We start from the raw sequence: 18,340 nt of genomic DNA on the forward strand, positions 1-18,340 counted from the left end.
GGTTTAATGTTAACAACTGAATTTAAGGAAATTTGTTATGACGTCAAAGCACATCATTTATGCTTGTATTATCACGTTAGGGTTTAGCTCTTGGGTTTCATCGAAAGAAACATCGAAAGAAACGATTGACACAAAAACAGCGGTTAAACCTATTGAACTTAAGAAAATAATGTCAGATCCAAAGTGGATCAGTAACTCACCGCAAAATGCATATTGGCTTGCAGGTTCAAATGAAATTGTATTTCAACAAAATAAAGAAGTAGGGGAGTTAAAAGATACATTTAAATTAAATATCAACAACCTAGAAACTGAACAAGTAAAGTTAACTAATTTGTATCAAGTTAAACAAGATGATTTGGTTTTTAGCCCAAACTCTGAACTTGCAGCATATGTTTACGAAAATGATATTTACTTACTTCATATGACTGGTGAGAATAAATTGGTACAACTCACTAAAACCTCAGCTCGAGAATCTTCTCCGCAGTTTATTGGTGACCGTGTATTAAGTTACTGGGCTGGGAATACAATATTCGCCATAGATTTAAACACAAATTTGACATCTGAATTGATCAAACTACAAATGTCAGAGGCACCAAAAGAACCAAGTGTACCTGATGACATCATCGCAAAAGAACAACATGAATTAATCGATTATGTCGTGAACCAACACAAAAACTCATTAGAAAAATTTAATCATAAGAAGTTGGTTAAACAAAATGATAATCGAGTAACTAACAGCTCAGTCTATTTAGGTAGTGGTCAACGTTTTGTCCAAGGGAGTTTATCGCCTAAAGGAGATCGTATGTTGGTTGTGACGAGTAAATCCGTACCATGGCGAGATGAAAGTGACTTAATGCCTAATTACATTGCACATAATGGTCGTATCCAATTTGACCAAGTTAGACCACGTGTTGCAGATGCTAAACCTAATCAACAAAACTATTGGCTAATTGATGTTAAAAGCAAACAAGTTGATAAGTTATCGATAGATGTATTGCCTGACTTTGATAAAGATGTACTTAAATCGGTCAGAATTGAAAACTTTCGTGAGAAAGGCGAAAAATACAAAAGTAAAAGAGAACCAAGAACAATCAATTTAATGTCAGATTGGACCTGGTCACAAAGTCCTATTCAATGGCATAACAACGGCGAACAAGTTGCAGTAATGTTAGAAGCTTGGGATAACAAAGATCGCTGGATAGCAACTGTTGATTTAGAAGATAAAAAATTTGTAACGCAACATCAATTACATGACGATGCATGGATAAATTATACCTTTAATGATTTTGGTTGGTTTAACCACTCTGAAACGTTATATTTTCAATCAGAGCAATCGGGATATTCTCATATATATACCAAGGCGCTTAGTTCAAACAAAATTAAACAAATAACCGCAGGTAAGTACGAAACGTCGAAAGTTAAGTTAACTAAAAACGATAAAACATTTTATTTTAGAGCTAACGTCAATCACCCAGGTGATTATCAAATTTATCGGGTAAGTGCTTACGATAAAAAAGTAAAAAATCCAATTGCCATTACTCAGCTTAAAGGTGACAACAACTACAGCTTGAGTCCAGATGAAACTAAATTACTAATTACCCATTCAAACTTATTAACACCAGAAGAGTTATACCTGACCAACGCGGATGGCAGCACTGATATGGTAAGGCTAACCAATACCGTATCTGATGAATTTAACAATATGCCTTGGACGAAACCTGAAATTATCGAGGTGGACTCTTCATACACAGATCAACCTGTCTACGCCAAAGTGTATTATCCTGCCGATTATAAAGCGGGAGAAAAACGTAAAGCCGTTATCTTCAATCATGGAGCCGGTTACCTACAAAATAGTCATTATGGCTGGTCTGGGTATTTTAGAGAGTTTATGTTCCACAGTATGTTAGCTCAACAAGGTTATGTCGTTATGGATATGGACTACCGAGCTTCTAAAGGATATGGCCGAGATTGGCGCACGGCGATATATCGTCAAATGGGAACACCAGAAATTCAAGATTTAAAAGACGGTGTAAATTGGTTAGTAGAAAATGCCAATGTTGATAGAGAACGAATTGGCACTTACGGAGGCTCATACGGTGGTTTCATGACCTTTATGGCCATGTTTAATGAACCTGAGCTGTTTAAAGCTGGCGCTGCATTAAGACCTGTTTCTGATTGGGCTCATTATAATGACGGTTATACGTCTAATATTTTAAACAGACCAGAAGATGACATGATTGCATATCGTAAAAGCTCACCAATTTACTTTGCTGAAGGACTTAAGAACCCGTTGTTAATCAATGCCCCTATGGTAGATAACAATGTCTTTTTTGTTGATGTAGTGCGCTTGGTACAACGTATGATTGAATTAGAATTAGAAAACTTTGAAACCGCTATTTACCCAGTAGAGCCACATGGTTTTAAACAACCGTCGAGTTGGTTAGATGAATATCGTCGTATTTATAAATTATTTGAAACCAATCTTTAATCATAAATAAAGTGTGAAAGGCCTGTTACTACAGGCCTTTTTTATTTATTCAATGTTTGTTAGTTCTATAAACATAGAGGTAAGTGAATCCCATGATTAGGCCAACAATACAACCAATTAGATGAGCTTCAACTGCGACACCAGCTTGAATGAGCTCTTCAGTATATTTTGTCGGGCCAATTATCATTTCATATAAAACTTTTGCTAATACCCCGATTAATAATAACCAACCTGTTTTATCGTGTCTTTTTATATCAATAACCCCGCCATAAACTATTAAGCTATGCAGGATGCCTGATAAGCCAGCATAACTCCTGTATTCGGCAAATAACAATAAACCGATGCCAACCAGGAGTAAACTGCTTAACACAGCTAGAGTGTAATGTTTGGTATCGTAATACTCGCCATGTAACGCCCAAATCAATACGATACCTGCCATGTTTAACAACACATGGTTAAAATTGGTGTGTAACACCTGACCAGTAATAATTCGCCAAACTTCTCCCTTTTCTATGTCAGTTGGAATAAAGCCTAGCCATTGCATACTAAGAGGTTTAGTTACTTCGAGTAACAACATGATGACGATAAGACAAAGCGGGGCAATAAGATATTGTTTTTGTGTTGGAAAACCTAACATTGTTATCCTTTGGATATAGTGAAAATTAAACTGTGTTTTAATTTGTCATGTTGTTAATATTGCTTCAATTAATTAGAAAATGAAGTCAATTATTTATGCGCGTATTTAGTCTTATTTTGCTGTTGTTTGCAACTCAAGTATATAGCAATGAAGCATCAAGAGCTGTTCCAGAGGCTTTTACTGGCCTTAACTATACCAAAGCCAGTTATTCTAAAAATACCATGGTTAGTGCAGCCAACCCTCATGCTGTTAACGCAGGTAATAAAATGTTGATAGAAGGTGGTAATGCTATAGATGCTGCTATCGCGATTCAACTCGTACTCACCTTAGTTGAACCTCAATCTTCTGGTATAGGTGGAGGTGCGTTCTTAATGTGGTTTGATGGTAAAACTAAACAAATCAAAAGTTATGATGGTCGTGAAACTGCTCCTATGAGTGCGACACCTGAATTGTTTTTAAATGCACAAGGTAAACCCGTTAAATGGATCGATGCCGTTATCGGTGGCCGCTCTGTTGGTACTCCTGGTGTGTTAAACATGTTGTGGAATTTACATCAACAACAAGGGAGATTACCTTGGAAAGCCTTATTTGAACCCGCAATTGAACTTGCTGAAGATGGTTTTATTGTTAGCCCTAGGTTAGCCAAGTTAGTGCAAATGCGGTTTAATCCCGGTATCGAAAAGCTACAAACGGTTCGCGAATATTTTTTTCCAAATGGTAAACCAATTCAAGAAGGACAACTGCTTGTTAACAAAGCGTATGCAAACACATTAAAACGTATTGCTGAAAATGGCGTTGAGGAGTTTTATCAAGGTGACACAGCCAAACATATTGTTGATGCCGTACAAAAGTCCGAGTTAGCGCCAGGTAAGTTGTCTTTAGCAGACTTAAAAAGTTACCAATCAAAAGAACGTCCAGCGGTATGTACTCAATACCAAGCAGAGACAGGTAATTATGATGTTTGTAGCATGGGACCACCAAGTTCTGGTGGTTTGACGGTATTGCAGATCTTGAAGTTATTAGAACCGTTTCAATTAAACGAACATAAAGTTGATAGTGCAGAGACCGTGCATTTGTATAGCCAAGCGGCAAAATTGGCATTTGCCGATAGAAATAAATACTTGGCGGACAGTGATTATGTCGAAGTGCCTGTTGCAGGATTTCTAAATCAAGAATACTTAACCAACAGACGATTATTAATGTCACAGAACAAAGATTTAGGCAAAGCAACCGCGGGCAAAATTGATTCACAGCAGTTGGCTGAAAACACTTCTATAGCTCAACCTAATACCAGTCACATATCAATCGTGGATAAATTTGGTAATGCATTGTCCATGACAACAAGTATTGAAATGGGTTTTGGCTCTACGGTAATGGTTGATGGTTTTTTATTAAATAATCAATTAACTGACTTTTCTTTAAACCCAATAAAAAATGGAAAGCTGGTGGCGAATCGTGTGGAAGGTGGGAAACGCCCACGTAGCTCAATGACACCTGTGATTGTTTTAAAAGACGGAGAAGTATTTGCGGTATTGGGCTCACCGGGTGGCAGTCGCATTATTAATTACGTAGGTTATGCACTTATTGGTTTATTAGATTATGGTATGGATATGCAAGAGGTTGTCAATTTGCCTAGAGTGTCAAACCGTAATGGAGCCACCTCATTAGAAAAAAATACAAAGTTAGATCTGATTAAACCTGAATTAGAAAAACTTGGACACAAAGTTAATATGGTTGAAATGACGTCGGGTATTCATGGGATCATGAAGACTAAAAAAGGCTGGCAAGGTGCAGCAGACCCAAGACGTGAAGGCACAGCGATTGGTTTATAGTAAAACGCTTAATCCGTTAACATGGTAAGGAGACCCTTCCTTACCATGCTCTAAAAAATCCTGGGATTTATCGCTTCATATAAGGGTCATCTTCAACACTGTCGATTAACCATTCTCCATCGATTCGTGAAAACACAGCTTGTCTTACATCATTAATTCGATCATCGTTTAACGTACCGGTAAATAAAATATTAACCACGGTAGTATCTGTCTTACCGGTCGAAACTTGATTAAGTGAACGATCAATTTTTAATTCGACACCAGGGTCAATCTGTAGATTTAATACATAACGTGCATAACCACGAGTCGTGCCATATGAACGTAAAATACGAGATAACTTAGCGGTTGAATACTTTTGTGCTTCACCCAGGTTTTTTTGATTATAAATGGCATCAAAGAACATCAAAGCGCGGTATTCAGGTGCGTCAGGGTTAGCAAACGCAGGAATGTTTTTGTTTGACTCATCACAAGCGGATATAAAACTAAATGATAATATCAGTACTACTAGTTTAAGGAACTTCACTGTTCACCCATTGTTTATCAATATTGATATCGTCAATTGTAACTAAAATTGTGGAATTGATAAGGAATTATTTTATATAAGAAGCGTCTTGAACTGGAAATTTGGAATAAAGTTAGTATTTGAAATAATAAAACCGCTAATTTGCATTAGCGGTTTTTACAAATTACTTATTTTTAAACTTACTGAACGAGTTGATCATCGTCAAACACATCAGCGAATAAAGCAGTAGATAAATATCTTTCTGCAGAGCTTGGTAAGATAACTACAATGTTTTTATCTGCGTATTCAGGTGTTTCAGCAAGGCGTTTAGCAACAACTACTGCAGCACCAGAAGAAATACCCGCAAGAATGCCTTCTTCTTTCATTAAACGGTGAGACATAGCAATTGCTTCTTCATTTGTTACTGATTCAGCTCTATCAACAACGCTCAAGTCTAAGTTGCCAGGGATGAAACCAGCACCAATACCTTGGATTTTATGAGGTCCAGGTTTTAACTCTTCGCCTTTAAATTTTTGGCTGATAACTGGAGAGTCAGTTGGCTCTACAGCGATAGACTCAATGTTTTTGCCTTTTTCTTGTTTGATATAACGACTTACACCAGTGATTGTGCCACCAGTACCAACACCAGCGATAAATACATCAATGTTTCCGTCAGTTGCTTCCCAAATTTCAGGACCTGTGGTTTCAAAGTGAATTTGTGGGTTGGCTGGGTTTTCAAACTGTTGTAGTAATACATATTTATCAGGGTCTGAAGCAACAATTTCTTGTGCTTTAGCGATCGCACCACCCATGCCTTTAGGGCCTTCAGTTAACACTAAGTTTGCACCAAGTGCTTTTAATAATTGACGACGTTCTAAACTCATTGTTGACGGCATAGTCAGTGTTAATTTGTAACCTTTTGAGGCCGCAACAAATGCTAATGCTATACCTGTATTTCCAGAAGTAGGTTCAATTAACTCTTTGCCTTTAGTTAAACGACCTGATTTCTCGGCATCCCAAATCATGTTTGCGCCAATTCTGTCTTTTACGCTAAATGATGGGTTTCTAGATTCTATTTTTGCAAACACATTGCCGCCAGTTACGCGGTTTAATTTTACAAGAGGCGAGTTACCAATTGATAAAGTGTTATCTGCTAATATTTTTGACATGTTATTTCCTACTGGAATTAATAATTGCTGCTAGTTAATACTATGAATGACGTTAACTGAAGTTCCATTTTTAACTATTATATTCAATTTATTCATAACCTATGGCTATCAAAAACTAAAAAACGAAGTTTTTTGGTTATAAATAGTGCGGTACATAGTTAGTAGTAAAATCAAAATACGGTGTTACAATTACTATTCATTAAATAAAATAATCCGAAGTTACTTTAATATGGCGAGAAGATTACCTCCATTGAATTCGCTTAAAGCTTTTGAAGCCGCGGCTAGAAACTTAAGTTTTACAAAGGCGGCGGAAGAGTTGTTTGTAACTCAAGCTGCAATAAGTCATCAAATTAAGTTATTAGAAGAACACTTGAGTATGAAGTTATTCATGCGGCGAAATCGTTCATTATTGTTGACTGAAGAAGGGCAAAGTTATTATTTGGATATCAAAGATATCTTTGCTCACCTTTATGAGGCCACCGAACGTTTATTAACTAGGGGGGCAAAAGGTTCAATTAGCATAGCACTCACTCCAAGTTTCGCAATCCAATGGTTAATACCAAGACTAAGCGAGTTTTCTAATTTACACCCAGACATAGACGTTAAAATTAAAGCTGTGGATTATGACGATAACTCTCTGACAGATGATGTTGATGTGGCAATTTATTATGGATTAGGTAATTGGCAAGGTGTATTTACCGATAAGTTATATACCGAATATTTAACTCCAGTTTGTTCTCCTCTGTTATTAAGTGGTGAAAAAGCATTATCTGAACCTTCTGATTTGATGAACCATACTTTGTTGCATGATATGTCCAGAAACAACTGGAAAGAATGGATAAAAGTAGCCGGGGTGAAAGATATTAATGTTAATCAAGGCCCTATATTTTCCCACTCATCTATGGTGTTACAAGCCGCTATACATGGACAAGGTATCGCACTAGGCAATAGCGTATTAGCTAAGCCTGAAATAGAGTCTGGCCGTTTGGTAACGCCATTTAACGAAGTGCTGGTGAGCAAAAATGCTTTTTACTTAGTCTGTCGTGAAGCTCAAGTAGACTCCCCTAAAATTGTTGCTTTTAGAAATTGGTTATTAGAAGCGGTGAGGGCGGAGCAAGAAAGTGTCTGATATTGTTGAAAAGTTAGAACATGGTTTTAAAAGTACGGTATATCAACATGCCCACCTAGCTAGTAAAGCTATTGTCGTTATGGCGCATGGAGCTGGAGCGGGAAATAGAAATGAATTTATGGACTGTTATTGTACCAAGTTAGCAGAGTCACAAATTAAAGTGATCAGTTTCAACTTTGATTATATGCAGATCATTTATGAAAGTGGTAAACGACGGCCTCCAAACCCCAATAAACAATTATTAACCCAATTTAACCAAGTGCTTTCTGAGTTGAATACAAACTTGCCAGTGTTTATCGCAGGAAAAAGCATGGGAGGCAGAGTTGCTTCACAACTTGCCGCGACGTCCGAATTAGGTTTGAAAATACAAGGCTGTATTGTTTTAGGTTATCCCTTTATGCCACCAGGAAAGCCTGAGAAGTTTGCTGATAGAACACAACACTTTGTAGAGTTAACCGTGCCGTTATTAATCAATCAAGGTGAGCGAGATACCTTTGGTGGTGTTGATTCTTTGTCTAACGAAAGTCACGAGTCAGTTCTTTGTAATAGTAAACTGCAACTTAAGTGGATACCGTCAGGTGATCATAGTTTTAAACCGTTAAAGTCGTCAGGGGTAACGATTGAAGAAAACATTCAAACGGCGGTAAGAAACACAGTTAAATTTATTCATGACTTGGTGTAAACAATGCTAAAACTCAATACAAAATCATTTACTTTATTTGCTGCACTGAGTGGATTTCTAACCGTAATATTAGGTGCATTTGCTGCCCATGGTTTAAAGGGGAGTTTGTCTAGTTATGAGCTAGATATATGGAAAACAGCCGTGTTATATCAATTTGTCCATACCATAGTGATTTTACAAGTTAGCCAAATGAAAACGTCAACATTGTTAATTCGATCTCAACTCTGGTTTAGTGTTGGTATTCTGTTATTTTCTGGTTCGTTATATCTTTTAGCTGTGACCGGGGTGACTAAATTAGGCATGTTCACACCTTTAGGTGGAATTTGCTTTTTATTGGGTTGGATTTACTTAATAGTACAGGTTGTTAAAAATAAATAGTTTTATATCAATAATTTAGTTGGTTGTTTTTTTTAGTGTCGCGTTACCAATTCATTGTCGGCGTGTTACGAAAGTGGGGTGAATATTGTCGTTGTTTGACCGATTGTTAGGTACAGATTTTCGAGGTTAGGTACTTTTGATTTAAATTCACTCATGAGATTTTTAATGGTTTTATTTGGGTGTAATTTGTTTTCACCATTGATGAAATGCTGAAAAAAATAGGTCGCGATTATTATAAATAAAGTATTTATGTTGATATTTTTATGTTCGTTAGCTTTGTCTTTATTTATCTCTAAAAAATTAAAATACTGTTCGATAACTTGAATATAAGCTTCTGGCAGCAGCCAGCTTTTTGATAAAATTAAACTGATTTTTTTCCAATTATCAAAGGTGTTTAATCCAAAAATTTCAGCTAAGGATTTTACATCATTCTCATTGGCTTTAACTAAACAAGCAGGTGTACTAGCGGCATAAGCAACCTTAGGGATAGTCATCAATGCAATCATTAGAATACGGCCAATTAATTCGTGGTACTTAGGCAGTCCATTTAAGGTTTGATGATGTAATTGGGATAATATATGACTAAATAAATCAATTTTATAGTTAACAACATCAGAGCCCATTTGTTTCACACTATGTTGTTTCACTTTTATATTGTCGTTACATAAAGTTGGAAACAATTGCACTTTTCCTAACATAGCAATCGCATGACTTACGTCTGTGACTTGCAGCTGCTTGCGGTTATGTATAGTTGCAAAGTTTAATAATAACTGTGATTGATCTGGGTAGTTTAATAATACTTTACCCAAGACTTTGTTGTTGTCTCGTAATACGCTCTGGGAGATGACTTTCCAACTGTGGTTCGCACTGTATCTATATATTCCAACATGTGACTCAGTGGCTTTAGGTTTAGCTTTTGACTTGGCATTTGTTTGTTCAAGTGCTTGTTGATTTAAGATTAAGCGAATTATCTTGTTATGATCTAATGTCTGGTGCGGTAATACTGATCTTACGTTATTAGTGTCTATTTCACTACATTCGACATTTTCATCTATGGATGTTTGTCCAAATTCAAACCCACTGCAAATTTGTTTATCAGGGCTTTGCGAAAGGATATAAGCAAGGTTTTGATTTTTCAGCCTTACTAATGCGCCATTAAAGTCCACTGATGATTTACATAATAAACTGAATTCAGTTTTATACGTCTGTAGATTAGGTTGGATAAGGTGTAAATCGTCCTGAATGGCCAGTAATCGACTTAAAGCACTATTGTAAGTAACTTTACCTTTTAAACCTGAAAACGCGGTGATAGAGCAATTAAGGGCTGTTACAGCTAATAGTTGAATTTTAGAGTTAGCTTTAGAATAAGTATTTACATTTGAAAGCTGACTTAATAATTTAAGACTATTGTTATCGGCTAAAGGGATACGTTTTGCCAATTGAAAACTGGCCTGGGGGCAATGTAATAGGGCTTTTTTGAATTTACTGAGTTGTTTGTGGTCTTTTTTTGCAGCAATGAACTCAGGCAAAACAACATACAGTAATAACAGGCTTGCCTTAATTATAGAGTTACCATGCTCTGTAACGACTTTACTATTGATACAAAGCGAACGACAAAAACAGGCATGTTTAAGAATGAATAAAGCAATAAAGTGCATGTCTTTATTGCTGGTATTTAAAATTAGCCCTGTCAATTGCGGATGAGTAGTTAACACAACATCCATCTTTTTTAACAACTCATCAAGTTGCTCTTCAAAACCAAGTTCAGTTCGCTTGACGAAAACTTTATGACATGACGATGCCAGTTCACAAAGCTGGTTATAAGAAGATAACAAGGCCGATTGCAAAGTTAGATGTTATTAAACTGTTCATAGGCGCTGTCGCCCCAAGCAATTAATTGCCCATTTTCAAATAACATTGGCGTGCACTCATCTTTAGTTGTGATCCCGTCAGATTGTGTATGCTGTGTACGGTAGAACATAACTTGAAAACTTACGTCATCTTTTAATTTCGCTTCAGTTAAATCTGGAGAGCCCAATGTTTGAATAACGTAGGAGCGATTAATGTTTTCATCAATAGAAAGGGCACTGATAAATCGTTGGTTGAAAGCTTGTCTATCTTCCCAACCCATTTGATCCGGATCATCTTCGTAAAATGTTAAAACTAGGGCCGCAAATATTGCATATAACCCAAAACCTATTCCTACAAACTTAACGACCTTTTTATCCATGATGTTCTCTAACTTATCCGATTTATTATTATGCTTTTATTATAACGTGATCACTTTGTACTATGTCAAAAGAAGTTTATTTTTTATTTTTAAAGTATATTTATCTTATAACAAGGTTCATATTTACTTCCCGGCAGCTTCATCCGTCCTTGTTCGACAAACGCCATTAATAATTTATCCATACGATGCATCAATGTCTCATCACCTTGAAGGATAAATGGCCCTTTTTCTTTAACGGCTAACACGCCTTGTTCTTTTATATTGCCAGCTACAATACCTGAAAATGCTTTTCTTAAGTTTGCAGCAAGTCGTGTTTTAGGCTGATCAAGATTAAGGTTTAGTTGAGACATGTTTTCATGGTTAGGGTCAAAACTATGTTGAAAGTCAGGTTCTATATTTAAGGTCCAATTGTATTGATAGGCATCACCTACCGATTTCCTAAAATCTCTTACGTTTACCATTTGGTCTTTAATGAATTGTGCTACTGCAGCAGGTTTATCAGGCATGATATTCAATAAGTCACGAGCCTCTTTGCCCAATGTTGCTTCAACAAATTCAGCTATTTCTTCAAAATAGGCGATGGACTCAGCAGGCCCTGTTAATACAATAGGCAACACTTGTAATTTATTCTTAGGGTTTAACATAATACCTAAAAGATATAATAACTCTTCTGCGGTACCAGCGCCGCCAGGAAAAATAATAATGGCGTGAGCAACTCTGACAAAGGCTTCTAATCTTTTTTCAATATCTGGTAAAATGACTAATTCATTTACAATTGGATTAGGGGCTTCTGCTGCGATAATACTAGGTTCGGTTAATCCTAAATATCGTCCATTTTTAATTCTTTGTTTTGCATGGCCAAGCGCCGCACCTTTCATTGGGCCTTTCATAGCACCTGGTCCACAGCCAGTACAAATATTTAATCCACGTAAGCCTAACTGATAGCCAATTTCTTTGGTGTAACGGTATTCTTTTTCTTTTATAGAGTGGCCGCCCCAACATACCACTAAGTTAGGCAAGTCGGTTGGTAAAATCACATTTGCGTGGCGAAGGATATCAAATATGGCATTGGTCACTTCAACACTGTCATTAAAGTCTGTTGTTTCATATTTTGACGAGTTAAATAATATGTCACGAATAACGGATTGAAGGTGTTCTTGTATACCCGTGATGATTTCACCATCAACAAAGGCAGCTTGTGGCGGGTTAATCAGTTCAATTTTAATCCCACGCTCACGGCTAAGTAGGTTAATTTCAAAGTCAGAATATTCGTTATATAACTCATCACTTTCATTCCCTACGTTTAATACAGCTAGTGCACAACTTTTGAAAAGGGCATATAAAGGGCTGTTTGAGGACTTTTGTAGTTTAGAAACTTCTGTTTGCGATAATAAATTCATCCCATCAAGTGGGTTAAGTAATACTCTCATTCATATTCCCGTCTGTTTTTATAAAAACTGAAAAATTCAATTTTTATTAATATGCTGTAGTAGAAAGAGGAAACAGGTTATTTTTTATAACACGTCTTATTTCGGCCTGTATGTTTTGCTTCATAAAGTGCTTTATCAGCTCTATCAAATACAGTATGGGTATTGTCCGTTGCTTTTAATGCCGTCACACCAATGGAAACGGTGATATTCAACCTATCTTTTTTGATTGAAAATGGAATGGCTTCGATAGCGAGACGCACTTTTTCAAGTGCTAACATGGATTCTTTAGGATCTGTATTGGTTAATATACAAACAAACTCTTCACCACCATATCTGGCAACATAGTCAGATACTCTAAAATGTTTTCTTAACGTTTTGGCAACAATTTGTAATGTCTTATCGCCAACACTATGCCCATATTTATCATTAATACTTTTAAAATGATCTAAGTCTAAAACGGCTAAACATAGTGGCTCTGGGTGACGGATCCAACGATGAAACTCTTCATCAAAGCGTTTATCGTATGCACCCCTGTTTGGTAAACCAGTTAACGCGTCAGTTTCACTTCTTGATTTCTCTTCTAACCATTTGGTTCGATAGAAAGAAGTTCTTTCTTCCATTTTAGAAAGTTTAGTTTCCATCTTACTGAGTGAAGAATTAAGTTCTTCGGTACGTTGCTTTTCAATATCTTCTTTCTTTTTTATTGACTCAGTAATGGAGTTTAACTTGCTATTAATAAGGCCTTTTAACTGCTCTACGTTATTTGTTTGTCCTGACTTTTGTGACAATTCATGGATTTGTTTTTCAATCTGGATATTTAATTTAGCGAGCTCTAAATCGTAATGTTTGGAGTTGGCTAAGGAATCGACTAATACTTGCTGAACTTCTTCTAGCGCTGAATTTATGCTTAGTACTAATGTTTGAGTTTGTTTAAATTCTTCGCCAAACTGTACAATTACTTCTGCAAACGTTTTAATGCATAGGTTTAGTTTATCTTTTTCAACGGTAGTTTTTTTATTTGGATCAAGCGTTTGTCTAATGACGGAACCAAAATCTCGTTATTAGCTAAGTTATCTAAACTGTCTACTAATATCTTGGTGATATTGAAACTTTCAGGTGCATTTGTCGAATTGTTAGTGTTTTTTAGCGCACTAAATAATTCAAGTAATTGAATAGTTTGCGGTTGCAGTTCTGTGAAAATACTTACCGTTCCTGACTTTAACTTATTTACAACCATTCTTAATTGGCGTCTTAAATTATCTGGAATACCGGTTGTGCTTTGTAATACTTCACCTGATTCGATTAAGGCATCTTTTAATGATATTTGAGATTTTTGTTGGAATTGTTCTAACGATTTAACTTTTAGGTTAGCGGATTCAATTGCATTGATAACGGATTGGTAATCAGCATCGTTTACGACAAGTTTTCTAAGTTTGGTAAGTTGGATGTCTAACTCAGGACTACTTCCTTTTGTAACATGACTTAATCTTTCTAATAAGCCAAAAGAAGCCTTATATGCTTTAACTTGTAATGCTTGCTTAATTTTTTCGTTGTCTACGTTATCGTTCAATTTTATTTCCGTATTATAAAGACTATAAGTGATAAATAGTTTGAAAAATCAATCCTAATAATGTCTTTAACTATAAGAGGTATAACAAAAAAAGCCATCTATAAAGATGGCTTTTTAATGATAAAAATATCAAGTCAAAAACATAATTGCGTTATTTATTTAATAAATAATAAGGCAACCAGCTATTTTCTTCATTCTGTTCAACAATCATCATGTACTCGCTTAGTAAATAATAAAAACAAGATTGGGGACTTGTTGATGAGGATAATACTCGATTTTTGATCGTTTGTGTAATCTATTTTGTAACATTACAAATGGGCTTACAGTTTGGTTGTCTATTGAGTTGTGTATTTGGTTGGGTTTTAAATTGAGGTGTGGGTGGTATTGTTTTAAAGTGTATACTTATCAATGCGTTAGTGTTTTATTGAGGTGTGGTAGATGTTTTATTTTATTTTTTAAGGTTGAAATGTTACTTTTGTACTTACGTGATTTGGTGGGGGTTAGATAGGGCTAAATAAATTTTGATACACTCTAGTTGCATGTTCATCTGACATACTCGCTAAATAATCGGATAATATTCGGTCTGGATTATTCCCTTTGGAGTCCGCATTTATCCATTCTTGTTTGATACTGTTAGGTAATAACCTTAATGGATCACTTTTAAAGGCATCAAACATTGCCATTAACATTCTCTGACCTTTAAATTCTAACTGTTGTATTTGTGTTGCCATGATAACGTTATTAAAAACAAACTTTTTAAGTACATCTAACAAGGCCATAGCTGAAACGGCCAAGGTGCCATTATATTTAAGTAGTGGTTCTGTAAATGCAGGGTTAACTTCAATGATAGTGATATTGGTAATTAAATGATTTACTAAGGCGCCAATTGCATTTTTACGTAAATGGTGTTCGTGGCTAAATAACATTTCGGTTAAATTGGCACTATGTTTTTTAGACCAAGGGTTTTCAATTTCTAATAATATAGGAAGAACTTGATCAAGCCATTTTTCTTTAGTGACATTGTTTAACACTATGGCATCTTCTAAATCATGTACACCGTAGGCAATATCGTCTGCTAGTTCCATAATGGATGCATCAAATGATTTGTACACTGTGGCGTTATTATTCAAGGTTAACAATAATTGTCGGTCTGGCTCTTTAAGATCTTTGAGTACCCAATCGAAACTTTTTCCGTCATCGATAAAGATGCCTTTGGTTGGTTTCCAATCTGCTGCTTTAATTAAGTACATGCCGTTTTCTTCTATATTCGAGGGGGTAGGGGCATCTAATAAACGAGGGTATTTAATTAAACCAAGTAAGGTTCTGCGAGTTAAATCCATACCAAAAGATTTAGTATAAGGTTCTAATTCAGTTGCGATTCTAAACGTTTGCCCATTTGCTTCAAAGCCACCTGAGTCTCGCATCATATAATGCAAAGCGACTTCACCACCATGGCCAAAAGGGGGTGACCCAAATCATGTGCGAGGCACAAAGACTCTATTAAGGCATCACTTGGTAATAACGCTTGTAAAAGCGGACTTGCTAAGACTTGAGTACTTTGCCTTAATTGTGCGGTTAAGCCGGTGCCGATTTGAGCAACTTCTAATGAATGAGTTAAGCGAGTTCGATAAAAGTCATTTTTACCAACACTTAATATCTGAGTTTTAGATTGTAAGCGGCGAAAAGCGGCAGAGTGCAATACCCTTGCTCTATCTCTTTGAAAAGCATCTCTATGATCATTAGGTCTTACGTTCCTGTCACCAGATAGCCGTGCTTGCCACTTATTCATAAATCTGCAGAAATCTCATCTAAACTCAGACTGAAACTAGGAACAAATACATCCATAAAGTAATTAACTTCAGGGGTTCGGTATTTTTCTAATGTTTTAGAAATATTGTTTTTCGCTTTCTCGAATTCATGGTTACCCGCAGATATTTCTTCTAATGCTTTGAGGTAACCGCATATTACATCAGCCGATTTAACTAAAAACGCGACTTCAGTATCTATTTTTTCATGTTGAATGAGCGGAGCAAAGTCTTCCTGAAACTCCGTGGGCAACATATTAACCAATGTTTTTTCAGCGATTGATTCAATTTTTTTATATTCTTTGGCAATGTCTTCGTTAAAGTATTTAATAGGGCTAGGTAAGTCACCAGTTAATACTTCCGAACTATCGTGGTAAAGCGCCACTAACGCAGCGCGTTCAGGGACTATATTGCCATTAAATTTTTTGTTTTTTATGACCGCTAAAATGTGACTAACAATAGCGACTTGATAACTGTGTTCCTGTACATTTTCTTCAGTGACAGTACGCATTAAAGGCCAACGGTGGATTAATTTCAATCTTGCTAAGTTGGCAAAAAAGTGACTTGTCTTCATGTATAAAGTACAACCTTGTTATTGTTTATAATGTTTAAAGAAATCTGCAAGTTCAGCTAATGCTATTTTTAAATCATCGATATTTGGTAAGAATACAAGCCTAAAGTGATCTGGTGAAGGCCAATTAAAACCTCGACCATGAACGAGCAAAATATGTTTCTGTTTCAACAAGTCTAACACCATTAATTCGTCGTCTTTAATGTTAAATTTTTCTAAATCAATTTTAGGGAATAAATACATGGCACCTTGAGGGCGTGTACAACTGATGCCATCAATTTCATTTAACGCTTTATAAGCAAATTCCATTTGTTTATATAAACGGCCATCTTTATCCACTAAATCATTAATGCTTTGGTAACCACCTAATGCTTGTTGAATCGCGTATTGGCATGGAACATTTGGGCACAATCTCATTGAAGCCAACATGTTTAACCCTTCGATATAATCAGAGGCATGTAAACGACTACCTGATAACATCATCCAGCCGGTTCTAAATCCTGCTGCACGGTAGTTCTTAGATAAACCACTAAAGGTAACGGTAAATAGGTCAGGTCTTAATACAGCAATGCTGTGGTGTATGGTTTTGTCATACAAAACCTTATCGTATATTTCATCACTGAAAATAATTAACCCGTGTTGGTCGGCTAACTCTGCTATCTCCAATAAACATTGTTTAGAATAAACAGCACCAGTAGGGTTATTAGGATTTATTAACACAATTGCTTTGGTGTTTTTTGTGATTTTAGACTTTATGTCTTCGATTGATGGTGCCCAGTTTTGTTCTTCATCACATAAATAATGGACAGGTTTTCCACCACTTAAATAAACCGATGCCGTCCATAAAGGATAATCTGGAGAAGGGATTAAAATTTCATCACCATTATTTAACAATGCTTGCATTGACATTGCGATTAATTCACTCACACCATTACCAATATAAATGTCTTCAACACGTATATCTTTTAACCCTTTTTGTTGGTAATACTGCATGATGGCAACTCTGGCAGAGTATAACCCTTGTGAATCACTATAACCTTGTGCTTTTGGCAGTTGTTTGATGACATCTTTTAACATGTCATCAGGGGCTTCAAAACCGAATGTGGCTGGATTTCCAACATTTAACTTTAAGATTTTGTGACCCGCGGCTTCTAGGCTTTTAGCATGATCGAGAACTGGGCCGCGAATGTCGTAACAAACGTTATCTAATTTTGAAGACTTTTTTATTGGTTTCATTTACTTAAGGGTACTTTTATAGGTTAAACACATCTTGTTTCACATATTTACAGACAAAGGGTTATTTATGTCAAATAATATATTTATCTAAGTGATTCAATCGAGGTGTATATGGCGTTACCTTTCATCGCATTAGCAGCCGTAATCGGCGCAAGTGTGGCTCATGAGTCGACAAAATCAAGATATAAAGATCTAGAACAGTTAAGACATATCGCAAAAGAAAATACAGATGACTTATCTGTTATTAAAACCCCCTCCGATACGTATTCATCAGATACATATGTGCAACCACAGCCTGGCAGTATTGTTTGTTGTGAAGTGTATAATTTATTCGAACATACTGGGATTTGGATTGACCAAGATACCATCATTGAATTGAGTAATGATGGATTGGTCAAAGCTGTGTCGGCATCCCGTTTTTTAGATGAACGTTCAGGTAAAAATATATTTGTTGCGTGTAATGCTCGTCATCAACCGATTGTATTACCAGGTTGTGAAAGAAGGGCTCTACATAGCATATTTACCTATCGAGAGTATGATGTATTAGAAAATAACTGTCATCGATTTACCCATTATTGTCTTTCAGGAAAAGACATAAAAGTGTCACGCTTTACACGATTAAATGAATTATTAATTGATAATGTAGAACAAAATATATATTGGGATAAAGTTAAGGTTTAG

General features: G+C 36.0%; 16 protein-coding genes and 1 pseudogene. 6 read left to right on the forward strand and 11 right to left on the reverse strand.

Annotated features, from left to right (window positions below):
- Window positions 1-37: 37 nt before the first annotated feature.
- Window positions 38-2,488 carry a S9 family peptidase gene (locus tag RT723_RS01095; RefSeq protein WP_315945543.1) on the forward strand — a complete coding sequence of 817 codons (2,451 nt, stop codon included), beginning with the start codon at window positions 38-40 and terminating at the stop codon, window positions 2,486-2,488.
- A gap of 49 nt (window positions 2,489-2,537) precedes the next feature.
- On the opposite strand, the gene rrtA is transcribed toward RT723_RS01095, so the two are convergent.
- Window positions 2,538-3,125 carry a rhombosortase gene (gene rrtA / locus RT723_RS01100; RefSeq protein ID WP_315945544.1) on the reverse strand — a complete coding sequence of 196 codons (588 nt, stop codon included), beginning with the start codon at window positions 3,123-3,125 and terminating at the stop codon, window positions 2,538-2,540.
- Window positions 3,126-3,220: 95 nt separating this feature from the next.
- Between rrtA and ggt the strand changes: the two genes are divergently transcribed.
- Window positions 3,221-4,957, forward strand: a complete 1,737-nt coding sequence (ggt, locus tag RT723_RS01105) for a gamma-glutamyltransferase (protein WP_315945545.1) — start codon at window positions 3,221-3,223, stop codon at window positions 4,955-4,957.
- Window positions 4,958-5,024: 67 nt separating this feature from the next.
- Here the strand turns inward: ggt and RT723_RS01110 are convergent, their stop codons facing one another.
- Window positions 5,025-5,480, reverse strand: a complete 456-nt coding sequence (locus RT723_RS01110; RefSeq protein ID WP_315945546.1) for a hypothetical protein — start codon at window positions 5,478-5,480, stop codon at window positions 5,025-5,027.
- A 179-nt stretch (window positions 5,481-5,659) separates the two neighbouring features.
- Window positions 5,660-6,628: a cysteine synthase A gene (gene cysK, locus RT723_RS01115; RefSeq protein WP_315945547.1), complete on the reverse strand. Its 969-nt coding sequence runs from the start codon at window positions 6,626-6,628 to the stop codon at window positions 5,660-5,662.
- 229 nt (window positions 6,629-6,857) lie between these two features.
- Here cysK and RT723_RS01120 point away from each other — a divergent pair, with 229 nt between their 5' ends.
- From RT723_RS01120 to RT723_RS01130, 3 genes are read left to right on the forward strand one after another with little or no spacing between them, the layout of a single operon-like run.
- Window positions 6,858-7,757: a transcriptional regulator GcvA gene (locus RT723_RS01120; protein ID WP_216055653.1), complete on the forward strand. Its 900-nt coding sequence runs from the start codon at window positions 6,858-6,860 to the stop codon at window positions 7,755-7,757.
- Window positions 7,750-8,439: an alpha/beta family hydrolase gene (locus RT723_RS01125; RefSeq protein WP_315945548.1), complete on the forward strand. Its 690-nt coding sequence runs from the start codon at window positions 7,750-7,752 to the stop codon at window positions 8,437-8,439. Before RT723_RS01120 ends, RT723_RS01125 begins: the two co-directional genes overlap by 8 nt.
- Before the next feature lie 3 nt (window positions 8,440-8,442).
- Window positions 8,443-8,817: a DUF423 domain-containing protein gene (locus RT723_RS01130; protein ID WP_315945549.1), complete on the forward strand. Its 375-nt coding sequence runs from the start codon at window positions 8,443-8,445 to the stop codon at window positions 8,815-8,817.
- 65 nt (window positions 8,818-8,882) lie between these two features.
- Here the strand turns inward: RT723_RS01130 and RT723_RS01135 are convergent, their stop codons facing one another.
- From RT723_RS01135 to RT723_RS01170, 8 genes and pseudogenes are all read right to left on the reverse strand, one after another.
- Window positions 8,883-10,652, reverse strand: a complete 1,770-nt coding sequence (locus RT723_RS01135) for a hypothetical protein (RefSeq protein WP_315945550.1) — start codon at window positions 10,650-10,652, stop codon at window positions 8,883-8,885.
- A gap of 14 nt (window positions 10,653-10,666) precedes the next feature.
- Window positions 10,667-11,047 (reverse strand): DUF3192 domain-containing protein, encoded by a 381-nt coding sequence (locus RT723_RS01140; RefSeq protein WP_216055657.1) that lies wholly within the window; start codon window positions 11,045-11,047, stop codon window positions 10,667-10,669.
- Window positions 11,048-11,136: 89 nt separating this feature from the next.
- On the reverse strand, window positions 11,137-12,477 hold the full coding sequence (gene ppnN / locus RT723_RS01145; RefSeq protein ID WP_315945551.1) for a nucleotide 5'-monophosphate nucleosidase PpnN: 1,341 nt from the start codon (window positions 12,475-12,477) through the stop codon (window positions 11,137-11,139).
- Between the two features lie 77 nt (window positions 12,478-12,554).
- Window positions 12,555-13,265 (reverse strand): GGDEF domain-containing protein, encoded by a 711-nt coding sequence (locus RT723_RS01150; RefSeq protein WP_315945552.1) that lies wholly within the window; start codon window positions 13,263-13,265, stop codon window positions 12,555-12,557.
- Between the two features lie 197 nt (window positions 13,266-13,462).
- Window positions 13,463-14,047: a hypothetical protein gene (locus tag RT723_RS01155; RefSeq protein WP_315945553.1), complete on the reverse strand. Its 585-nt coding sequence runs from the start codon at window positions 14,045-14,047 to the stop codon at window positions 13,463-13,465.
- Between the two features lie 500 nt (window positions 14,048-14,547).
- Window positions 14,548-15,836, reverse strand: a pseudogene (locus tag RT723_RS01160) (anti-phage deoxyguanosine triphosphatase).
- A complete protein-coding gene (gene yfbR / locus RT723_RS01165) occupies window positions 15,833-16,426 on the reverse strand; it encodes a 5'-deoxynucleotidase (RefSeq protein ID WP_216055661.1) in 594 nt (197 codons plus the stop codon). Before yfbR ends, RT723_RS01160 begins: the two are co-directional and overlap by 4 nt.
- 18 nt (window positions 16,427-16,444) lie before the next feature.
- Window positions 16,445-17,659 carry a pyridoxal phosphate-dependent aminotransferase gene (locus RT723_RS01170; RefSeq protein ID WP_315945554.1) on the reverse strand — a complete coding sequence of 405 codons (1,215 nt, stop codon included), beginning with the start codon at window positions 17,657-17,659 and terminating at the stop codon, window positions 16,445-16,447.
- Window positions 17,660-17,770: 111 nt separating this feature from the next.
- On the opposite strand from RT723_RS01170, the gene RT723_RS01175 reads away from it, so the two are divergent.
- Window positions 17,771-18,340 (forward strand): hypothetical protein, encoded by a 570-nt coding sequence (locus RT723_RS01175; RefSeq protein ID WP_315945555.1) that lies wholly within the window; start codon window positions 17,771-17,773, stop codon window positions 18,338-18,340.

This window comes from Psychrosphaera aquimarina, from assembly GCF_032461525.1.
GTDB classification, from domain to species: domain Bacteria; phylum Pseudomonadota; class Gammaproteobacteria; order Enterobacterales; family Alteromonadaceae; genus Psychrosphaera; species Psychrosphaera aquimarina.

Bases quoted from the DNA above. Each gene is read 5' to 3' on its own strand.
- ppnN (WP_315945551.1), bottom strand. From the start codon at position 12,477: ATGAGAGTATTACTTAACCCACTTGATGGGATGAATTTATTATCGCAA.
- RT723_RS01175 (WP_315945555.1), top strand. From the start codon at position 17,771: ATGGCGTTACCTTTCATCGCATTAGCAGCCGTAATCGGCGCAAGTGTG.
- ggt (WP_315945545.1), top strand. From the start codon at position 3,221: ATGCGCGTATTTAGTCTTATTTTGCTGTTGTTTGCAACTCAAGTATAT.
- cysK (WP_315945547.1), bottom strand. From the start codon at position 6,628: ATGTCAAAAATATTAGCAGATAACACTTTATCAATTGGTAACTCGCCT.
- yfbR (WP_216055661.1), bottom strand. From the start codon at position 16,426: ATGAAGACAAGTCACTTTTTTGCCAACTTAGCAAGATTGAAATTAATC.
- RT723_RS01095 (WP_315945543.1), top strand. From the start codon at position 38: ATGACGTCAAAGCACATCATTTATGCTTGTATTATCACGTTAGGGTTT.
- RT723_RS01130 (WP_315945549.1), top strand. From the start codon at position 8,443: ATGCTAAAACTCAATACAAAATCATTTACTTTATTTGCTGCACTGAGT.
- rrtA (WP_315945544.1), bottom strand. From the start codon at position 3,125: ATGTTAGGTTTTCCAACACAAAAACAATATCTTATTGCCCCGCTTTGT.
- RT723_RS01170 (WP_315945554.1), bottom strand. From the start codon at position 17,659: ATGAAACCAATAAAAAAGTCTTCAAAATTAGATAACGTTTGTTACGAC.
- RT723_RS01120 (WP_216055653.1), top strand. From the start codon at position 6,858: ATGGCGAGAAGATTACCTCCATTGAATTCGCTTAAAGCTTTTGAAGCC.
- RT723_RS01140 (WP_216055657.1), bottom strand. From the start codon at position 11,047: ATGGATAAAAAGGTCGTTAAGTTTGTAGGAATAGGTTTTGGGTTATAT.